This window comes from Streptomyces sp. NTD91 (assembly GCF_059510455.1).
Map to the genome: position 1 here is coordinate 211391 of NZ_JCAJZW010000005.1, position 16843 is coordinate 228233.

The 16843-nt window shown below is 70.6% G+C and carries 14 protein-coding genes; all 14 read left to right on the forward strand.

Going from position 1 to position 16843, the window contains the following annotated elements; translation table 11 throughout:
- The first annotated feature begins 47 nt into the window (after positions 1-47).
- The 14 genes from AC5WRT_RS08515 (at position 48) to AC5WRT_RS08580 (ending at position 16791) form a co-directional block, all read left to right on the forward strand.
- Positions 48-1373, forward strand: a complete 1326-nt coding sequence (locus AC5WRT_RS08515; RefSeq protein ID WP_496093618.1) for a homoserine dehydrogenase — start codon at positions 48-50, stop codon at positions 1371-1373.
- Positions 1374-1379: 6 nt separating this feature from the next.
- Positions 1380-2438: a threonine synthase gene (gene thrC, locus AC5WRT_RS08520; RefSeq protein ID WP_496093512.1), complete on the forward strand. Its 1059-nt coding sequence runs from the start codon at positions 1380-1382 to the stop codon at positions 2436-2438.
- A 315-nt stretch (positions 2439-2753) separates the two neighbouring features.
- Complete coding sequence (gene thrB / locus AC5WRT_RS08525; protein ID WP_496093511.1) at positions 2754-3671, forward strand: homoserine kinase; 918 nt, start codon at positions 2754-2756, stop codon at positions 3669-3671.
- A 403-nt stretch (positions 3672-4074) separates the two neighbouring features.
- Positions 4075-6030 carry a transcription termination factor Rho gene (rho, locus tag AC5WRT_RS08530; RefSeq protein ID WP_496100090.1) on the forward strand — a complete coding sequence of 652 codons (1956 nt, stop codon included), beginning with the start codon at positions 4075-4077 and terminating at the stop codon, positions 6028-6030.
- Positions 6031-6251: 221 nt separating this feature from the next.
- Positions 6252-7997: a trypsin-like serine protease gene (locus AC5WRT_RS08535; protein WP_496100103.1), complete on the forward strand. Its 1746-nt coding sequence runs from the start codon at positions 6252-6254 to the stop codon at positions 7995-7997.
- Between the two features lie 196 nt (positions 7998-8193).
- On the forward strand, positions 8194-9315 hold the full coding sequence (locus AC5WRT_RS08540; protein WP_496093509.1) for an LCP family protein: 1122 nt from the start codon (positions 8194-8196) through the stop codon (positions 9313-9315).
- Between the two features lie 185 nt (positions 9316-9500).
- On the forward strand, positions 9501-9725 hold the full coding sequence (gene rpmE, locus AC5WRT_RS08545; RefSeq protein ID WP_014675000.1) for a 50S ribosomal protein L31: 225 nt from the start codon (positions 9501-9503) through the stop codon (positions 9723-9725).
- Positions 9726-9831: 106 nt separating this feature from the next.
- Positions 9832-10899, forward strand: a complete 1068-nt coding sequence (gene prfA / locus AC5WRT_RS08550; RefSeq protein ID WP_496093508.1) for a peptide chain release factor 1 — start codon at positions 9832-9834, stop codon at positions 10897-10899.
- Positions 10900-10942: 43 nt separating this feature from the next.
- Positions 10943-11788: a peptide chain release factor N(5)-glutamine methyltransferase gene (prmC, locus tag AC5WRT_RS08555; RefSeq protein WP_496093507.1), complete on the forward strand. Its 846-nt coding sequence runs from the start codon at positions 10943-10945 to the stop codon at positions 11786-11788.
- A 49-nt stretch (positions 11789-11837) separates the two neighbouring features.
- Positions 11838-12485 carry an L-threonylcarbamoyladenylate synthase gene (locus AC5WRT_RS08560; protein WP_496093506.1) on the forward strand — a complete coding sequence of 216 codons (648 nt, stop codon included), beginning with the start codon at positions 11838-11840 and terminating at the stop codon, positions 12483-12485.
- Positions 12482-13159 carry an arsenate reductase/protein-tyrosine-phosphatase family protein gene (locus AC5WRT_RS08565; RefSeq protein ID WP_496093505.1) on the forward strand — a complete coding sequence of 226 codons (678 nt, stop codon included), beginning with the start codon at positions 12482-12484 and terminating at the stop codon, positions 13157-13159. Before AC5WRT_RS08560 ends, AC5WRT_RS08565 begins: the two co-directional genes overlap by 4 nt.
- 84 nt (positions 13160-13243) lie before the next feature.
- Positions 13244-14485, forward strand: a complete 1242-nt coding sequence (gene glyA / locus AC5WRT_RS08570; protein ID WP_496093504.1) for a serine hydroxymethyltransferase — start codon at positions 13244-13246, stop codon at positions 14483-14485.
- A 151-nt stretch (positions 14486-14636) separates the two neighbouring features.
- Complete coding sequence (locus AC5WRT_RS08575) at positions 14637-16001, forward strand: MraY family glycosyltransferase (protein ID WP_496093503.1); 1365 nt, start codon at positions 14637-14639, stop codon at positions 15999-16001.
- Positions 16002-16338: 337 nt separating this feature from the next.
- Positions 16339-16791, forward strand: coding sequence for a Cg1360 family ATP-synthase-associated protein (locus AC5WRT_RS08580; RefSeq protein WP_496093502.1), 453 nt, complete (start codon positions 16339-16341; stop codon positions 16789-16791).
- Positions 16792-16843 lie beyond the last annotated feature (52 nt).

The window sequence follows — 16843 nt, forward strand, 5'->3', positions numbered from 1 at the left end:
GTGAGACTGGTCCAACCGTAGACGGTGAGAGGAAACGAGGTCGGATGATGCGTACGCGTCCGCTGAAGGTGGCGCTGCTGGGCTGTGGGGTTGTCGGCTCAGAGGTGGCGCGCATCATGACGACGCACGCCGACGACCTCGCGGCCAGGATCGGTGCCCCCGTGGAGCTCGCGGGAGTGGCGGTACGGCGGCCGTCCAAGGTCCGTGAGGGCATCGACCCGGCCCTCGTCACCACCGACGCCACCGCGCTCGTCAAACGCGGGGACATCGACGTGGTGGTCGAGGTGATCGGCGGGATCGAGCCCGCGCGGACCCTCATCACCACCGCCTTCGAGCACGGCGCGTCCGTCGTCTCCGCCAACAAGGCCCTGCTCGCCCAGGACGGGGCCGCCCTGCACGCGGCGGCGGAGGAGCACGGCAAGGACCTCTACTACGAGGCCGCCGTCGCCGGTGCCATCCCGCTGATCCGCCCGCTGCGCGAGTCCCTCGCCGGCGACAAGATCAACCGGGTGATGGGGATCGTCAACGGCACGACCAACTTCATCCTCGACAAGATGGACTCCACCGGCGCCGGATACCAGGAGGCGCTGGACGAGGCCACCGCCCTCGGGTACGCGGAGGCCGACCCGACCGCCGACGTGGAGGGCTTCGACGCCGCCGCCAAGGCCGCCATCCTCGCCGGGATCGCCTTCCACACGCGCGTGCGCCTCGACGACGTCCACCGCGAGGGCATGACCGAGGTCACCGCCGCCGACTTCCGCTCGGCGAAGGAGATGGGCTGCACCATCAAGCTGCTCGCCATCTGCGAGCGGGCCGCCGACGGGGGTTCGGTCACCGCGCGCGTGCATCCCGCGATGATTCCGCTGACCCACCCGCTCGCCTCCGTGCGCGGCGCGTACAACGCCGTCTTCGTGGAGAGCGATGCCGCAGGGCAGCTCATGTTCTACGGCCCCGGCGCGGGCGGTTCGCCCACCGCGTCGGCCGTGCTCGGCGACCTCGTCGCCGTCTGCCGCAACCGGCGGGGCGGCGCGAGGGGGCCCGGCGAGTCGGCGTACGCCGCCCTGCCCGTCTCGCCCATGGGCGAGGTCGTCACGCGCTACCACATCAGCCTCGACGTCGCGGACAAACCGGGTGTTCTCGCCCAGGTCGCGACCGTGTTCGCGGAGCACGGGGTGTCGATCGATACGGTGCGCCAGCAGGGCAAGGAGGGGGGCGCCTCCCGCTCGAGCGAAGCCCAGAGCGGGGGAGAGGCCTCCCTCGTCGTTGTCACCCATCGCGCGTCGGACGCCGCCCTCACCGGGACCGTCGAGGCGCTGCGCAAGCTCGACACCGTGCGGGGTGTCGCCAGCATCATGCGGGTTGAAGGAGAGTAACCAGCAATGACCCACCAGTGGCGCGGAATCATCGAGGAGTACCGGGACCGGCTGCCGGTATCCGACACCACGCCGGTCGTGACGCTCCGCGAGGGCGGCACGCCCCTCGTGCCCGCGCAGGTGCTCTCCGAGCGCACGGGCTGTGAGGTCCACCTGAAGGTGGAGGGCGCCAATCCGACCGGCTCCTTCAAGGACCGGGGCATGACCATGGCCATCTCCAAGGCCAAGGAGGAAGGGGCGAAGGCGGTCATCTGTGCCTCCACGGGCAACACCTCCGCCTCCGCCGCCGCGTACGCCGTGCGGGCCGGCATGGTTTCGGCCGTTCTCGTGCCGCAGGGCAAGATCGCGCTCGGCAAGATGGGCCAGGCCCTCGTGCACGGCGCGAAGATCCTCCAGGTCGACGGCAACTTCGACGACTGCCTCACGCTCGCCCGCTCGCTCAGCGAGAACTACCCGGTGGCGCTGGTCAATTCGGTCAACCCGGTGCGTATCGAGGGTCAGAAGACGGCGTCGTTCGAGATCGTGGACATGCTCGGCGACGCACCCGACATCCACGTCCTCCCGGTCGGCAACGCGGGCAACATCACCGCCTACTGGAAGGGCTACAAGGAGTACGCCGCCGACGGCATCGCCACGAGGACCCCGCGCATGTGGGGCTTCCAGGCCTCCGGCAGCGCGCCGATCGTGCGCGGCGAGGTGGTCAAGGACCCCTCGACCATCGCCACCGCGATCCGGATCGGCAACCCGGCCTCCTGGCGGTTCGCCCTCGCCGCGCGCGACGAGTCGGGCGGCGCCATCGACGAGGTGACGGATCGTGAAATCCTGCGCGCCTACCGCCTGTTGGCCGCGCAGGAGGGCGTGTTCGTGGAGCCCGCCTCCGCCGCCTCCGTGGCCGGTCTGCTGAAGGCCGCCGAGCAGGGCAGGGTCGACCCGGGCCAGACGATCGTGTGCACGGTCACCGGCAACGGTCTGAAGGACCCCGACTGGGCCGTCGCCGGCGCCCCGCAGCCGGTCACCGTCCCCGTCGACGCGGCGGCCGCGGCGGAGCGCCTGGGGCTCGGCTGAGCATCGCTCGAGCGTCGCCACGGTCCCGCCCGCGCGTCGGCCGGGCGGCCCGCGGCGGTCCACGCACCGGTCCCGCACCGGGGTTTTCCCTGACAGGGGGCACAGGGGGCTTACGACACGCATCGTGCGCCTCCTGTGCGCCCTATGTCGCCATACAACCTTCCTTCGATAGGCTGTACCGAACCCGCCCGTTGCATATGCCCGGCAGCTCGCCGTGCATATGGGCGACGCCGCGCCGTCTGCGCGGCCAGAGGGTCTCCACGTACGTATCGAATGTCTTCGACAGTCACGCAGCTCAAGGAGAGTCAACGAGCGATGGCCGGTCCAGCGTTCCGCGCCGCCGCCGTCCGGGTGCGCGTTCCCGCCACCAGCGCCAATCTCGGCCCGGGCTTCGACGCCCTCGGCCTCGCGCTGGGGCTGTACGACGACGTCGTCGTCCGGGTGGCCGACTCCGGGCTGCACATCGACATCGCGGGGGAGGGCAGCGAGACCCTCCCACGTGACGAGTCTCACCTCCTCGTCCGCTCCCTGCGCACCGCCTTCGATCTGCTGGGCGGGCAGCCCCGCGGCCTGGAGATCGTCTGCGCCAACCGCATCCCGCACGGCCGGGGCCTCGGCTCCTCCTCCGCCGCCATCTGCGCCGGCATCGTCGCCGCCCGTGCCGTGACCATAGGCGGCGAGGCCCGCCTGGACGACGCGGCGCTGCTGGCGCTGGCCACCGAGATCGAGGGTCACCCCGACAACGTGGCCGCCTGCCTCCTCGGCGGCTTCACCCTGTCCTGGATGGAGCCCGGCGCCGCCCGCGCGATCAGGATGGAGCCCAGTGATTCCATCGTTCCGGTGGTTTTCGTGCCCGGGAAGCCGGTCCTGACCGAGACCGCCCGCGGCCTGCTGCCGCGCACCGTGCCGCACGTCGACGCCGCCGTCAACGCAGGCCGTGCCGCCCTGCTCGTCGAGGCCCTGACCAGGCGCCCCGAACTGCTGCTGCCCGCCACCGAGGACCGCCTCCACCAGGAGTACCGCGCCCCGGCCATGCCGGAGAGCGCCGCGCTGGTGGAGCGGCTGCGGGCCGACGGCATCCCGGCCGTGATCTCCGGCGCCGGCCCCACCGTCATGGCGCTCGCCGACGCCGGCAGCGCCGACAAGGTCGCCCATCTGGCGGGTGAGGGCTGGGCGGCCAACCGGCTGGACCTCGACGTCCACGGAGCGAGCGTGCTGCCGCTTGCGCCCTGACACACGGTTGCCGGATTTGGAGAGGGGGAATGTTTGTTGGATCCGGTAGTGTTAACCTCAAGTCTGCACCCGACCCCACCATGGCGAGGTGCCTCGTGTCCCAGTCCGGGACAGACATTCTTCCGGGAGTCTCCCACGCCACTCCGTGTTCCGTGCGCCGTACCTGGGCAGTACGTCGTATGCGGGCACTGAGCGGGTCGCCGGGCACGCTCCGGAACAGGTGCTACCACGCCACGTGACACTGGGTGTCACGACCCGCGGAAGCGCCGTCACCGCACATTCCTCCGCCGCTTTGGCGGACCACCGCCCCGGCACGGTTCACGGAAAGCAAGGACCGTAGCCGGACAGCACAACCGGTCGCCGAGCCAGACAGGCCGACGTCCGCTCCAGGGAAGGACCCTTCGTGAGCGACACCACCGATCTGATGGGCGCACGTGTCGAGGAGACCGCTGCCGCGCCCGCCACGGACGCCTCCGCGCCTGCCACCGGTGCCGGCTCCCGGCGGCGCCGCGGTACCGGCCTCGAGGGCATGGTGCTGGCCGAGCTGCAGCAGGTCGCCTCGGGCCTCGGCATCAGGGGCACCGCGCGGATGCGCAAGAGCCAGCTGATCGAGGTCATCAAGGAGGCGCAGGCCGCGGGTGGGGGCGCCCCCGCCGGGGGAGCGGCTCCCAAGGCCGAGGCCGCCGCCGAGACCAAGCCCAAGCGCCGCGCCACCTCCAAGGCCCGTACGGGCGAGGCCGCCGTCGACGGCGAGAAGAAGGCCGCGGCCGAGAAGGCCGTGGCTCAGCAGCAGATCGAGATCCCCGGCCAGCCGGCCTCCGACGAGCCGGCCGAGCGCCGCCGCCGCCGCGCCACCGCCGAGGCCGGCAGCCCCGCCCCGAGCAGCGCCGAGACCGTCGCCGCCGAGGCGAAGTCCGAGCCCAGGGCCGAGACGCCGGCGCTGCAGCAGGGCGAGGCCAAGGGCGACGCCGGTGACGGCGAGGGCCGTGGCCGCCGCGACCGCCGTGAGCGGGGCCGCGACCGTGACCGCCGTAACAAGGGCGACGACCAGCAGGGCGGCCAGCAGCGTCAGCAGCAGGGCCAGCAGCCGGGTCGCCAGGACGGCCGGCAGGACGACGACGACTTCGAGGGCGGCCGCCGTGGCCGTCGCGGCCGCTACCGCGACCGTCGTGGCCGTCGTGGCCGCGACGACATCGCCGAGCCGCAGGTCGCCGAGGACGATGTCCTGATCCCCGTCGCGGGCATTCTGGACATCCTCGACAACTACGCCTTCATCCGGACCTCCGGCTACCTGCCGGGCCCGAACGACGTGTACGTCTCCCTCGCCCAGGTCCGCAAGAACGGCCTGCGCAAGGGCGACCACGTCACCGGCGCGGTCCGCCAGCCCAAGGAAGGCGAGCGCCGCGAGAAGTTCAACGCGCTGGTCCGCCTCGACTCCGTCAACGGCATGGCGCCCGAACACGGCCGCGGCCGCCCGGAGTTCAACAAGCTGACCCCGCTCTACCCGCAGGACCGCCTCCGTCTGGAGACGGACCCGGGCGTGCTCACGACCCGCATCATCGACCTGGTCTCGCCGATCGGCAAGGGCCAGCGCGGTCTGATCGTGGCCCCGCCGAAGACCGGCAAGACCATGATCATGCAGGCGATCGCCAACGCGATCACGCACAACAACCCCGAGTGCCACCTGATGGTCGTCCTCGTCGACGAGCGTCCCGAAGAGGTCACCGACATGCAGCGGTCGGTCAAGGGCGAGGTCATCTCCTCGACCTTCGACCGCCCGGCCGAGGACCACACCACGGTCGCCGAGCTGGCCATCGAACGGGCGAAGCGACTGGTGGAGCTGGGTCACGACGTGGTCGTGCTGCTCGACTCCATCACGCGTCTGGGCCGCGCCTACAACCTGGCGGCGCCGGCGTCCGGCCGCATCCTGTCCGGTGGTGTCGACTCCACCGCGCTGTACCCGCCGAAGCGGTTCTTCGGCGCGGCGCGCAACATCGAGGACGGCGGTTCGCTGACCATCCTGGCCACGGCGCTCGTGGACACCGGGTCCCGCATGGACGAGGTGATCTTCGAGGAGTTCAAGGGCACGGGCAACATGGAGCTGAAGCTCGACCGCAAGCTCGCGGACAAGCGGATCTTCCCGGCCGTGGACGTGGACGCCTCCGGTACCCGTAAGGAGGAGATCCTGCTGGGCGCCGAGGAGCTGGGCATCGTCTGGAAGCTGCGGAGGGTGCTGCACGCGCTCGACCAGCAGCAGGCCATCGAGCTGCTGCTCGACAAGATGAAGCAGACCAAGTCGAACGTCGAATTCCTGATGCAGATCCAGAAGACGACGCCGACTCCGGGCAACGGAGACTGAGCGCAGCCCAGGAGTGAGAAGCCGCCCCTCGTCCGCGGTGACGGGGGGCGGCTTCTCGGCGCTGAGAGGTAAGGGGTGCGTAAGCGCGCGTCTCACCCTTCTCGTCTCTCCCTGGGGGAACTCCCTTGCCCAAGCCCCACTCCGGGCGGCACAGACGTCGTATACGCGTCGGCCTGCCCCTCACCGCGGCAGGTGTCGCAGCCGCCGTCGCCGCCGCGCTCATGACGTCCTCCGCCGGTGCCACGACGGCCTCCGCCTCGCCGTCCGTCGAGCCCGCCACCGGCTCCGCGTCGCTCTCCGCACTGACGGACCGCGTCGCGGGCGCGCTCGCCACCGACAAGGGCTTCAGGAAGGCCTCGAAGACCAAGGCCACCACGGGCGGTGGGACAGCCTCCACATCGTCCTCGGCCACGACGTCCGGCACCGGGACCGTCAGCCCGATGATCGTCGGCGGCACCACCACGAGCATCACCTCGGCCCCGTGGATGGCCCAGCTCTGGTACTACGACGACAAGGGCACCAGCGACACCGGCGACGACCTCGGCTTCTTCTGCGGCGGTGCCGTGGTGGCGCCGACGAAGATCCTCACCGCCGCGCACTGCGTCAAGGGCTACGACTGGCACGCCAACGGCGCCGTCCTGACCGGCACCGACCAGCTGCCCACCACCGACTCCTCCGGCAACACCGACCTGCACGGCGGCACGGTCTCCGGCGTCCGGCGGCAGTGGAACCACCCGTCGTACAACGCGACGACCATCGACAACGACATCGCCGTGCTGACCCTGCCGAACCCGATCAAGGCCACGCCGATCCGCATGACGACGTCGACCGACACGGCGTCCTACGCGGCCGGCACGAGCGCCAAGGTCTACGGCTGGGGCCGCACCAGTTCCACCGGCGAGGACATCTCGCAGACGCTGCGGACGGCGACCCTGCCGATCCAGTCCGACAGCACGTGCTCGGGCGCCTACGGCGGCGACTTCGTCGCGGGCCACATGGTCTGCGCGGGCAAGCCCGCGACCGGCAGCGACTCCGGCACCACCGCAACCTGCAACGGCGACTCCGGCGGCCCGCTGGTCGTGAACAACCGCATCGTCGGCGTGGTGTCGTGGGGCGTGCAGAACTGCGTCGCCAAGGGCGCCTACAGCGTGTTCAGCAAGGTGAAGACGTACGTCGGCGCGGCGTACCCGCGCATCGACGACACCAACCTCAGCGGCGACCACAAGGCCGACCTGTTCGTGCGCGAGCACTCGACCAGCACCGGCTTCGAGAAGGACTCCAGGGGTACCTCGTTCGCCTCCCGGATCTCCTGGGGCAGCTTCTCCGGCTGCAACACCATCCTGCAGACGGACCTGAACCGGGACGGCTTCCAGGACTTCGTGCTGCGCCGCAGCAGCGACGGGGCGGTCTTCTGGCTGCACTACGTCCCGACCACCCGGAGCTGGAGCAAGAAGGAGATCTTCAGCAACTGGAAGACCCGGACGTTCGCCGTCGCCCCCGGCGACGTGACCGGCGACTACCTGCCCGACCTGCTCTCGGTCGACTCCTCCGGCATCCTGTGGATCTACCCGGGCAAGGGCGACGGCTCCTTCTCCGCCCGCGTCGAGGTCGGCTCCGGCTGGGGCCAGTACAACTCCCTGCGCGCCCACGGCGACTTCACCGGTGACGGCAGGGCGGACCTGATCGCCCGCAAGAGCAGCACCGACGACGTGTACCTGTACGCGGGCACCGGCAAGTCCGGCACGAGCGCCTTCGCCTCCCGGATCAAGGTGCGCAGCGGCTGGACCGGTTACAACGCCTTCGACGCGGTCGGCGACGTGACCGGCGACGGCAGGGCCGACTTCCTGGCCCGCACCTCCGGCGGCACGCTCTACCTGTACCCGGGCACCGGCAAGGCGACCAGCGAGATCTTTGCCACAAGGGTCTCGGTCGGCACCGGATTCCAGGCGTACGACGTCTGGGGCTGAAACCCCAGGTGAGCAAGGCTCACCGTGCGTGACACGACTACGCACCGTGCCCATCGCCGTACGCGGTGGGCACGGTGCGTTGTGCAACTCTGTCCCGAGTTCCTCCGTCCGGCCATACGGAGCGACGATGGAGCGGTACCGACCGCGCCTGACCCTGAAAGCAGGGGGTAACCGACCGACGAGACCTAGGAGCGATGTGACCGCCGAGAGCACGCCGGATCCCGCCATAACCGAGCCGGGCGGCACCGGCCCCCGCAAGCAGGGCAGGGGCCGCCGCCGCAGGAGCCGCCGGGCTCTGCACGCCGCGGCGTGGACGGCCGCCGGTGTGGTCGTGCTGGGCGGTACGGGCGCCGGATACCTGTACTTCAAGCTCAACGGCAACATCCGCAGTGTCGACATCAACCAGGTCCTCGGCAACGACCGGCCCTCGAAGGCCGCGGGCGGCTCCGAGAACATCCTGGTCCTCGGCTCGGACACCCGCTCCGGTGCCAACGAGAAGCTCGGCGGCGGCACCGACGACGGCAGCGCCCGCTCCGACACGGCGATGATCGTCCACGTCTACCGGGGCCACAGGAGGGCCGACGTCGTCTCGATCCCCCGGGACACCCTGATCGACCGCCCGGCCTGCACGGACACCAAGGACACCACGCACCCGGCGGCGAACGGCGTGATGTTCAACGAGGCCTACTCCACCGGCGGCGCGGCCTGCGCGGTGAAGACCGTCGAGTCGCTCACCGGTATCCGCATGGACCACTACCTCGAGGTCGACTTCGCCGGCTTCCAGAAGCTCGTCGACGACCTCGGCGGCGTCCCGGTCACCACGACCAGGAACATCGACGACCCGCAGAGCCACCTGAGGCTCCAGGCCGGCACCCACACCCTGGACGGTCAGCAGGCGCTCGGCCTGGTCCGCACCCGGCACGGCGTCGGCGACGGCTCCGACCTGGGCCGCATCCAGCTCCAGCAGGCCTTCGTCAAGGCGCTGATCACCCAGGTCAAGCACGTCGGCGTCTTCAGCAACCCCAAGAAGCTGTACGACCTCGCCGACACCGCCACCAAGGCCGTCACCACCGACTCCGACCTCGGCTCGGTGAACTCCCTGATCGACTTCGCCGACGGCCTCAAGCACATCGGCGCCGGGAACACCACCATGATCACCATGCCGGTCCGCTACGACCCGTCGGACCCGAACCGCGTGGTCATGCAGGAGTCCAAGGCCCGGCTGGTGTGGGACGCCCTGAGGAACGACCGCCCGATCCCGAGGTCGGCCACGGCGGGTACGGCGACGGGCGAGGCCAAGGGTGTGGTGACCGACTGAGCGGCGCGGCGCTGCAGGGACCCTGCGGCTTTGCCGCGTGGGCCCCGCCCCTGCCGGAATAAAGAACAGTGGCCCCCGGTTTTGGGGGATGGGCCCAGTCCTGGCAGACTGGTACGTCGGCTCCGGTTCACGCCCCCGCACCCCGCGGCGGCGACCCGGCGCCCTCCCGAAACCTAGGAGACACCTTGAAGCGCGACATCCACCCCGCGTACGTCGAGACGCAGGTCAGCTGCACCTGCGGCGCGTCGTTCACCACCCGCAGCACCATCGAGTCCGGCACCATCCGGGCCGAGGTCTGCTCCGAGTGCCACCCGTTCTACACGGGCAAGCAGAAGATCCTCGACACCGGTGGCCGTGTGGCCCGCTTCGAGGCCCGCTTCGGCAAGGCTGCCGCCGGCTCCAAGAAGTAGCGAGCCCCATTTCGCCGGTCCATGGCCACGCCCCCGCCGGGGTGTGCCCGGGACCGGCGTTTTTGGTCGCCCGCCAGCCCTTCACCCGCAGTATCAGGAGCCAAAGATGTTCGAGGCCGTCGACGAACTCGTCGCCGAGCACGCCGATCTGGAGAAGAAGCTCGCCGACCCGTCGGTGCACGCCGACCAGGCGAACGCGCGCAAGCTGAACAAGCGCTACGCCGAGCTCACCCCGATCGTCGCCACGTACCGCTCCTGGAAGCAGGCCGGCGACGACATCGAGACCGCGCGCGAACTCGCGGCCGACGACCCCGACTTCGCCGCCGAGGTCAAGGACCTGGAGAAGCAGCGCGAGGAGCTGACCGAGAAGCTCCGCCTCCTGCTGATCCCGCGCGACCCGAGCGACGACAAGGACGTGATCCTCGAGATCAAGGCGGGCGCGGGCGGCGACGAGTCGGCGCTGTTCGCCGGCGACCTGCTGCGCATGTACCTGCGCTACGCCGAGCGCGTCGGGTGGAAGACCGAGATCATCGACGCCACCGAGTCCGAGCTGGGCGGCTACAAGGACGTCCAGGTCGCGGTGAAGGCCCGGGGGCAGGCCGAGCCCGGCCAGGGCGTGTGGGCCCGGCTGAAGTACGAAGGCGGTGTGCACCGCGTGCAGCGCGTGCCGGCGACCGAGTCGCAGGGCCGTATCCACACCTCCGCCGCGGGCGTCCTCGTGACCCCGGAGGCCGAGGAGGTCGACGTCGAGATCAACCCGAACGACCTGCGGATCGACGTCTACCGCTCCTCCGGCCCGGGCGGCCAGTCGGTGAACACCACCGACTCCGCGGTCCGCATCACACACCTCCCGACCGGCGTCGTCGCCTCCTGCCAGAACGAGAAGAGCCAGTTGCAGAACAAGGAGCAGGCGCTGCGTATCCTGCGCTCCAGGCTGCTCGCCATGGCGCAGGAGGAGGCCGAGCGGGAGGCCGCCGACGCCCGCCGCAGCCAGGTCCGCACGGTCGACCGCTCCGAGAAGATCCGCACCTACAACTTCCCGGAGAACCGCATCTCCGACCACCGCGTCGGCTTCAAGGCGTACAACCTCGACCAGGTCCTGGACGGCGACCTCGACGCGGTCATCCAGGCCTGCGTCGACGCCGACTCGGCGGCGAAGCTGGCGGCAGCGTAGGACGCGTACCAGCACCAGTACGAGTACGACACGGAGGACTCGCGTGAACCTGCTGCTCGCCGAGGTGGCCCAGGCCACCCAGCGGCTGGCCGACGCCGGCGTGCCCTCGCCGCGCACGGACGCGGAGGAGCTCGCCGCGTTCGTGCACGGGGTGAAGCGCAGCCAACTGCACTCCGTGAAGGACTCGGACTTCGACGCCCGGTACTGGGAGGTCATCGCCCGGCGCGAGCAGCGCGAGCCGCTGCAGCACATCACCGGGCGGGCCTACTTCAGGTACCTGGAGCTCCAGGTCGGGCCGGGTGTCTTCGTGCCGCGACCCGAGACCGAGTCCGTGGTCGGCTGGGCCATAGACGCCGTGCGCGCCATGGACGTCGTCGAGCCGTGCATCGTCGACCTGTGCACCGGCTCCGGCGCCATCGCGCTCGCCCTCGCCCAGGAGGTGCCGCGCTCGCACGTGCACGCCGTGGAGCTGTCCGAGGACGCCCTGGTGTGGACGCGGAAGAACGTCGCCGGGTCCAGGGTCGACCTGCGCCAGGGCGACGCCCTGACGGCCTTCCCGGACCTCGACGGTCAGGTCGACCTGGTGATCTCCAACCCGCCCTACATCCCGCTCACGGAGTGGGAGTACGTCGCTCCCGAGGCCCGTGACTACGACCCGGAGATGGCCCTGTTCTCGGGTGAGGACGGCCTCGACCTGATCCGTGGCATCGAACGCACCGCACACCGGCTGCTGCGGCCCGGCGGGGTCGTCGTGATCGAGCACGCCGACACCCAGGGCGGCCAGGTGCCGTGGATCTTCACCGAGGAGCGGGGCTGGGCCGACGCGGCCGACCACCCCGACCTCAACAACCGGCCACGCTTCGCCACCGCCCGTAAGGCCCTGCCGTGACCCCGCAGACACCTTTCCCGCAGTACGTGTACGAGGAGGCCCGCTGAAGATGGCACGGCGATACGACACCAACGACGTCACCGACCGCGCGACGGGTCTGCGCGAGGCGGCGTCCGCCGTCCGCCGGGGCGAACTGGTGGTGCTGCCGACCGACACGGTGTACGGCATCGGCGCCGACGCGTTCTCCTCGGAGGCGGTCGCCGACCTCCTCGCCGCCAAGGGCCGGGGCCGCACCATGCCCACGCCCGTCCTCATCGGCTCCCCGAACACGCTGCACGGTCTCGTCACGGACTTCTCCGAGCAGGCCTGGGAGCTGGTCGACGCGTTCTGGCCGGGCGCCCTCACGCTCGTCGCCAGGCACCAGCCGTCCCTGCAGTGGGACCTGGGCGACACCCGGGGCACGGTGGCCATCCGCATGCCGCTGCACCCGGTCGCGATCGAGCTGCTCACCGAGGTCGGCCCGATGGCCGTGTCCTCCGCCAACCTCACCGGCCACCCGGCGCCGGAGAACTGCGACGCCGCCCAGGACATGCTCGGCGACTCCGTCTCCGTCTACCTCGACGGCGGACCGACCCCGGCCAACGTGCCCTCCTCCATCGTGGACGTCTCCCGCGGCGTGCCGCTGCTGCTGCGCGAGGGCGCGATCTCGCCGGAGGAGCTGCGCAAGGTCGTACCCGACCTCGAGGTGGCGAATTGACGGCCCCTGAGGCGGGGCGTGGCATAGGCACCGGGGAACGCGCGGTGGAACAGACGACGACGTTCGGCTGTCCGCGCGACACCTTCCGCATCCTCCACGTCAGCACCGGCAATGTGTGCCGCTCGCCCATCACCGAGCGGCTGACCCGCCACTTCGTCGCGGAGCGGCTCGGCGTGCTCGGCGGCGGCCTGATCGTGGAGAGCGCGGGCACCTGGGGTCACGAGGGCGCGCCGATGGAGGCGAACGCGGAGACCGTGCTGGCCGAGTTCGGCGCGGACGCCTCCGGGTTCTTCGGCAGGGAGCTGCTCGACGAGCACGTGATCAGGGCCGACCTGGTGCTGACGGCCACCCGCGACCATCGTGCCCAGGTCATCTCCATGGGGCACTCGGCGGGGCTGCGCACCTTCACCCTCAAGGAGTTCACCCGCCTGGTCCGCGCGATAGACCCCGCCACGCTCCCGCCGCTGGAGGACGGTGTGGTCATGCGCGCGCGGGCCCTGGTGCGCGCGGCGGCGGCTCTACGCGGGTGGCTCCTGGCCCCGACGGCGGAGGCGGACGAGGTGTACGACCCGTACGGGGCGCCGCTGCCGTTCTTCCGGTCCATCGGCGACGAGATACGCGAGGCGCTGGATCCGGTGGTGACGGCGCTGACGGGAGTACCGGCGCGAACATAGACCGGTGGACGTGGATACCGGGCATTCCGCACATCCCGGGCCTACATTGGACCTACGTCACCACCGACCGCCCGGGAGCCCGCCATGTCGGTCACCCCTACTCTCGAGACCGACGCCCTGCGGAAACAGGACCCGGCGATGGCCGAGATCCTCATGGCCGAGCTGCAGCGGCAGTCGACCACCCTGCAGCTGATCGCCGCCGAGAACTTCTGCTCGCCGGCCGTGCTCGCCGCCGTCGGCTCGCCGCTCGCCAACAAGTACGCCGAGGGCTATCCCGGCGCCCGGCACCACGGCGGCTGCGAACTCGTCGACCTCGCCGAGCGCGCCGCCATCGACCGCGCCAAGGAGCTGTTCGGCGCCGAGCACGCCAACGTCCAACCGCACTCGGGCTCCTCGGCCGTCCTGGCCGCCTACGCCGCCCTGCTGCGCCCCGGGGACACCGTCCTCGCCCTCGGCCTGCACTACGGCGGCCATCTCACCCACGGCTCGCCCGCGAACTTCTCCGGCCGCTGGTTCGACTTCGTCGGCTACGGCGTGGACGCGGAGACCGGGCTGATCGACCACGACCAGGTGCGCCACCTGGCCCGGAACCACCGGCCGAAGGCCATCGTGTGCGGTTCGATCGCCTACCCCCGGCACATCGACTACGCCTTCTTCCGCGAGGTCGCCGACGAGGTCGGGGCGTATCTGATCGCCGACGCCGCGCATCCCATCGGGCTGGTCGCCGGCGGCGCGGCGCCGAACCCGGTGCCGTACGCCGACCTCGTGTGCGCGACCACTCACAAGGTGCTGCGCGGTCCGCGGGGCGGGATGATCCTGTGCGGTTCACCCGAACTGGCCGAGCGCGTCGACCGGGCCGTGTTCCCGTTCACCCAGGGCGGTGCGCAGATGCACACGATCGCCGCGAAGGCCGTCGCGTTCGGCGAGGCGGCGACTTCGGCCTTCGGCGCGTACACCCGTCAGGTGGTCGCCAACGCGCGGGTGCTGGCCGGTCACCTGGCCGCGGAGGGCCTCGCCGTGGTCACCGGTGGCACCGACACCCACCTGATCACCGCCGACCCGGCCCCGCTCGGCGTGGACGGCCGTACCGCACGCGGCCGGCTCATGGCCGCCGGACTCGTCATGGACTGCTGCGCGCTGCCGCACGGCGACGGCCGGGGCCTGCGCCTGGGTACGGCCGCCGTGACCACGCAGGGCATGGGCGAGCCGGAGATGGTGCGGATCGCCGCGCTGACCGCGGCCGTGCTGCGCGGTGCGACCGAGCCGGCCGCGGCGCGGGAGGAGGTGCGCGGTCTCACAGCCGCTTTTCCGCCCTATCCGGGCTGAACGGGGGTAGGCGCTCCCCCGTACACCCCGGTGTGCGACATGGTCCACAGCGGCCCGTGCAACCATCGTGGCTACCCGGAAGTCCCCATCCTTATACGTCCATCGCTAGGGTGTGGGGCTGTGATGGCCAGCGAGACCTGTGGGGAAGCCCGTGCGTGAATACCTGCTGACGCTCTGCATCACGGCCGCGGTGACGTACCTGCTGACCGGGCCGGTACGGAAGTTCGCGATCGTGGCCGGGGCGATGCCGGAGATCCGGGCCCGTGACGTGCACCGGGAACCCACTCCGCGACTCGGCGGTATCGCCATGTTCTTCGGCCTGTGCGCGGGCCTGCTGGTCGCGGACCACCTGACCAACCTCAACGAGGTCTTCGCGAAGTCGAACGAGCCGCGTGCCCTGCTCTCCGGCGCGGCCCTGATCTGGCTGATCGGCGTCCTGGACGACAAGTTCGAGATCGACGCGCTGATCAAGCTGGGCGGCCAGATGATCGCCGCGGGCGTGATGGTCGTCCAGGGGCTGACGATCCTGTGGCTGCCCATCCCGGGCGTCGGCAACGTGGCGCTCACCCAGTGGCAGGGCACCCTGCTGACCGTGGCGCTCGTCGTCATCACGATCAACGCGGTGAACTTCGTGGACGGCCTGGACGGTCTCGCGGCGGGCATGGTGTGCATCGCGGCCGGCGCGTTCTTCCTGTACGCGTACCGGATCTGGTATTCGTACGGCATCGAGGCCGCCGCCCCCGGCACCCTGTTCGCGGCCATCCTGATGGGCATGTGCCTCGGTTTCCTGCCGCACAACATGCACCCTGCGCGGATCTTCATGGGTGACTCCGGCTCGATGCTGATCGGCCTGGTGCTGGCGGCCGGCGCGATCTCGATCACCGGCCAGCTCGACCCGGACGCGCTGAACCTGTACGTGGGTTCCGAGAAGGCCGCGGTGCACGCGACGGTCCCGGTCTACATCCCGCTGCTGCTCCCGCTGACGATCATCGCGGTGCCCACGGCCGACCTGGTCCTCGCCATCGTCCGTCGCACCTGGCGCGGCCAGTCGCCGTTCGCGGCCGACCGCGGGCATCTGCACCACCGGCTGCTGGAGATCGGCCACTCGCACAGCCGGGCCGTGCTGATCATGTACTTCTGGTCGGCGCTGATCGCCTTCGGCGCGCTGGCGTACTCGGTCAACTCGGCCTCGATGTGGATCGTGCTCGGCGTCGTCTTCCTCAGCGCGGTCGGCCTGGTCCTGCTGCTGCTTCCGCGCTTCACGCCGCGGGTGCCGGTGTGGGCGCAGGCCTTCGTGCCGCCCCGCTACCGGCGGCGCCGGTCCGCCCGGGCGGCCGAGGTACTGGGCGCCGCAACTCCCCAGCCGGCGGCGGCCGTCGAGGAGCAGGAGTGCGACGACGAGCTCGCCGGGCACCGCTCTCCGGTGAGCGCCGCAGTGGCCGGAGTCAACGGCGCGACCGCCCTGGGAGCCCGTTCGCGCTTCCCGGACCGACGCACTTCCGAGACCTCCCGATGACCTCGCCAAGGTAAGAATCTGACTAGAGCATTGCCAAGTCGTGGGGTATCAAAGACCCCTAATATCAGACATAGCATCACGGTTTTCGCTCAGACGCGCAGGTTCACTCTCATGTGTGACGGCCAGCACATCCACCAGGTAAAGACCTCATCAAATAGTTTGTGATAGCGTTCACTACCACAGAGGCAAAGCACGGAAAGGGTAGGCGGAACGGTCCTTTGAGTGGACACGCCGTTCCCCCTCCGGCGTTAACCTCTGCACTGCACCGGATTGCTGTTGAGTCACCGCCCGGTCACCACGTCTCCATACGACCCCACTCCCGCTGGAGCACCCCCGCATGCAGCCAAACGACGCCCGGATCCTCCGGGGCGCGACGATCGCAGCCGCCCCTGTCGGCATCGTCGCCACCGTTGTCAGTGCGCTCGTCGCCGGTGAGAAGGGTCTGATCGGCGCGCTGGTGGCACTCGCCGTGGTCGGCGGTTTCTTCGGCCTCGGCTCCTGGGCGCTGATGCGCATCACACAGGACAGGCCGCAACTCGCCATGACGGCGGGCCTGCTCGTCTACACCGTGCAGATGCTGCTCATCGGCGTCTTCATCCTCGCCTTCGGCAAGGCCACGTTCTTCAACGGCCGGGCCTTCGCCCTCAGCCTGCTGGTCACCGCGCTGGCCTGGGTGGGCGGGCAGGTGCGGCAGAGCCTCACCAGCCGGATGCTCTACGTGAACCCCGAGCCGTCCGTGCCTGCCAAGGAGGCGGACCCGGTCAAGGCGGAGTCCCACGATGCGGTGTAGGGGGCGCGTAAAGGCGATACATCCCCGTCTGCTATCGTCCGGGAGCGCCTCC

Bases quoted from the DNA above. Each gene is read 5' to 3' on its own strand.
- thrB (WP_496093511.1), top strand. From the start codon at position 2,754: ATGGCCGGTCCAGCGTTCCGCGCCGCCGCCGTCCGGGTGCGCGTTCCC.
- glyA (WP_496093504.1), top strand. From the start codon at position 13,244: ATGTCGGTCACCCCTACTCTCGAGACCGACGCCCTGCGGAAACAGGAC.
- prfA (WP_496093508.1), top strand. From the start codon at position 9,832: ATGTTCGAGGCCGTCGACGAACTCGTCGCCGAGCACGCCGATCTGGAG.
- thrC (WP_496093512.1), top strand. From the start codon at position 1,380: ATGACCCACCAGTGGCGCGGAATCATCGAGGAGTACCGGGACCGGCTG.
- AC5WRT_RS08580 (WP_496093502.1), top strand. From the start codon at position 16,339: ATGCAGCCAAACGACGCCCGGATCCTCCGGGGCGCGACGATCGCAGCC.
- AC5WRT_RS08560 (WP_496093506.1), top strand. From the start codon at position 11,838: ATGGCACGGCGATACGACACCAACGACGTCACCGACCGCGCGACGGGT.
- AC5WRT_RS08535 (WP_496100103.1), top strand. From the start codon at position 6,252: ATGACGTCCTCCGCCGGTGCCACGACGGCCTCCGCCTCGCCGTCCGTC.
- AC5WRT_RS08515 (WP_496093618.1), top strand. From the start codon at position 48: ATGCGTACGCGTCCGCTGAAGGTGGCGCTGCTGGGCTGTGGGGTTGTC.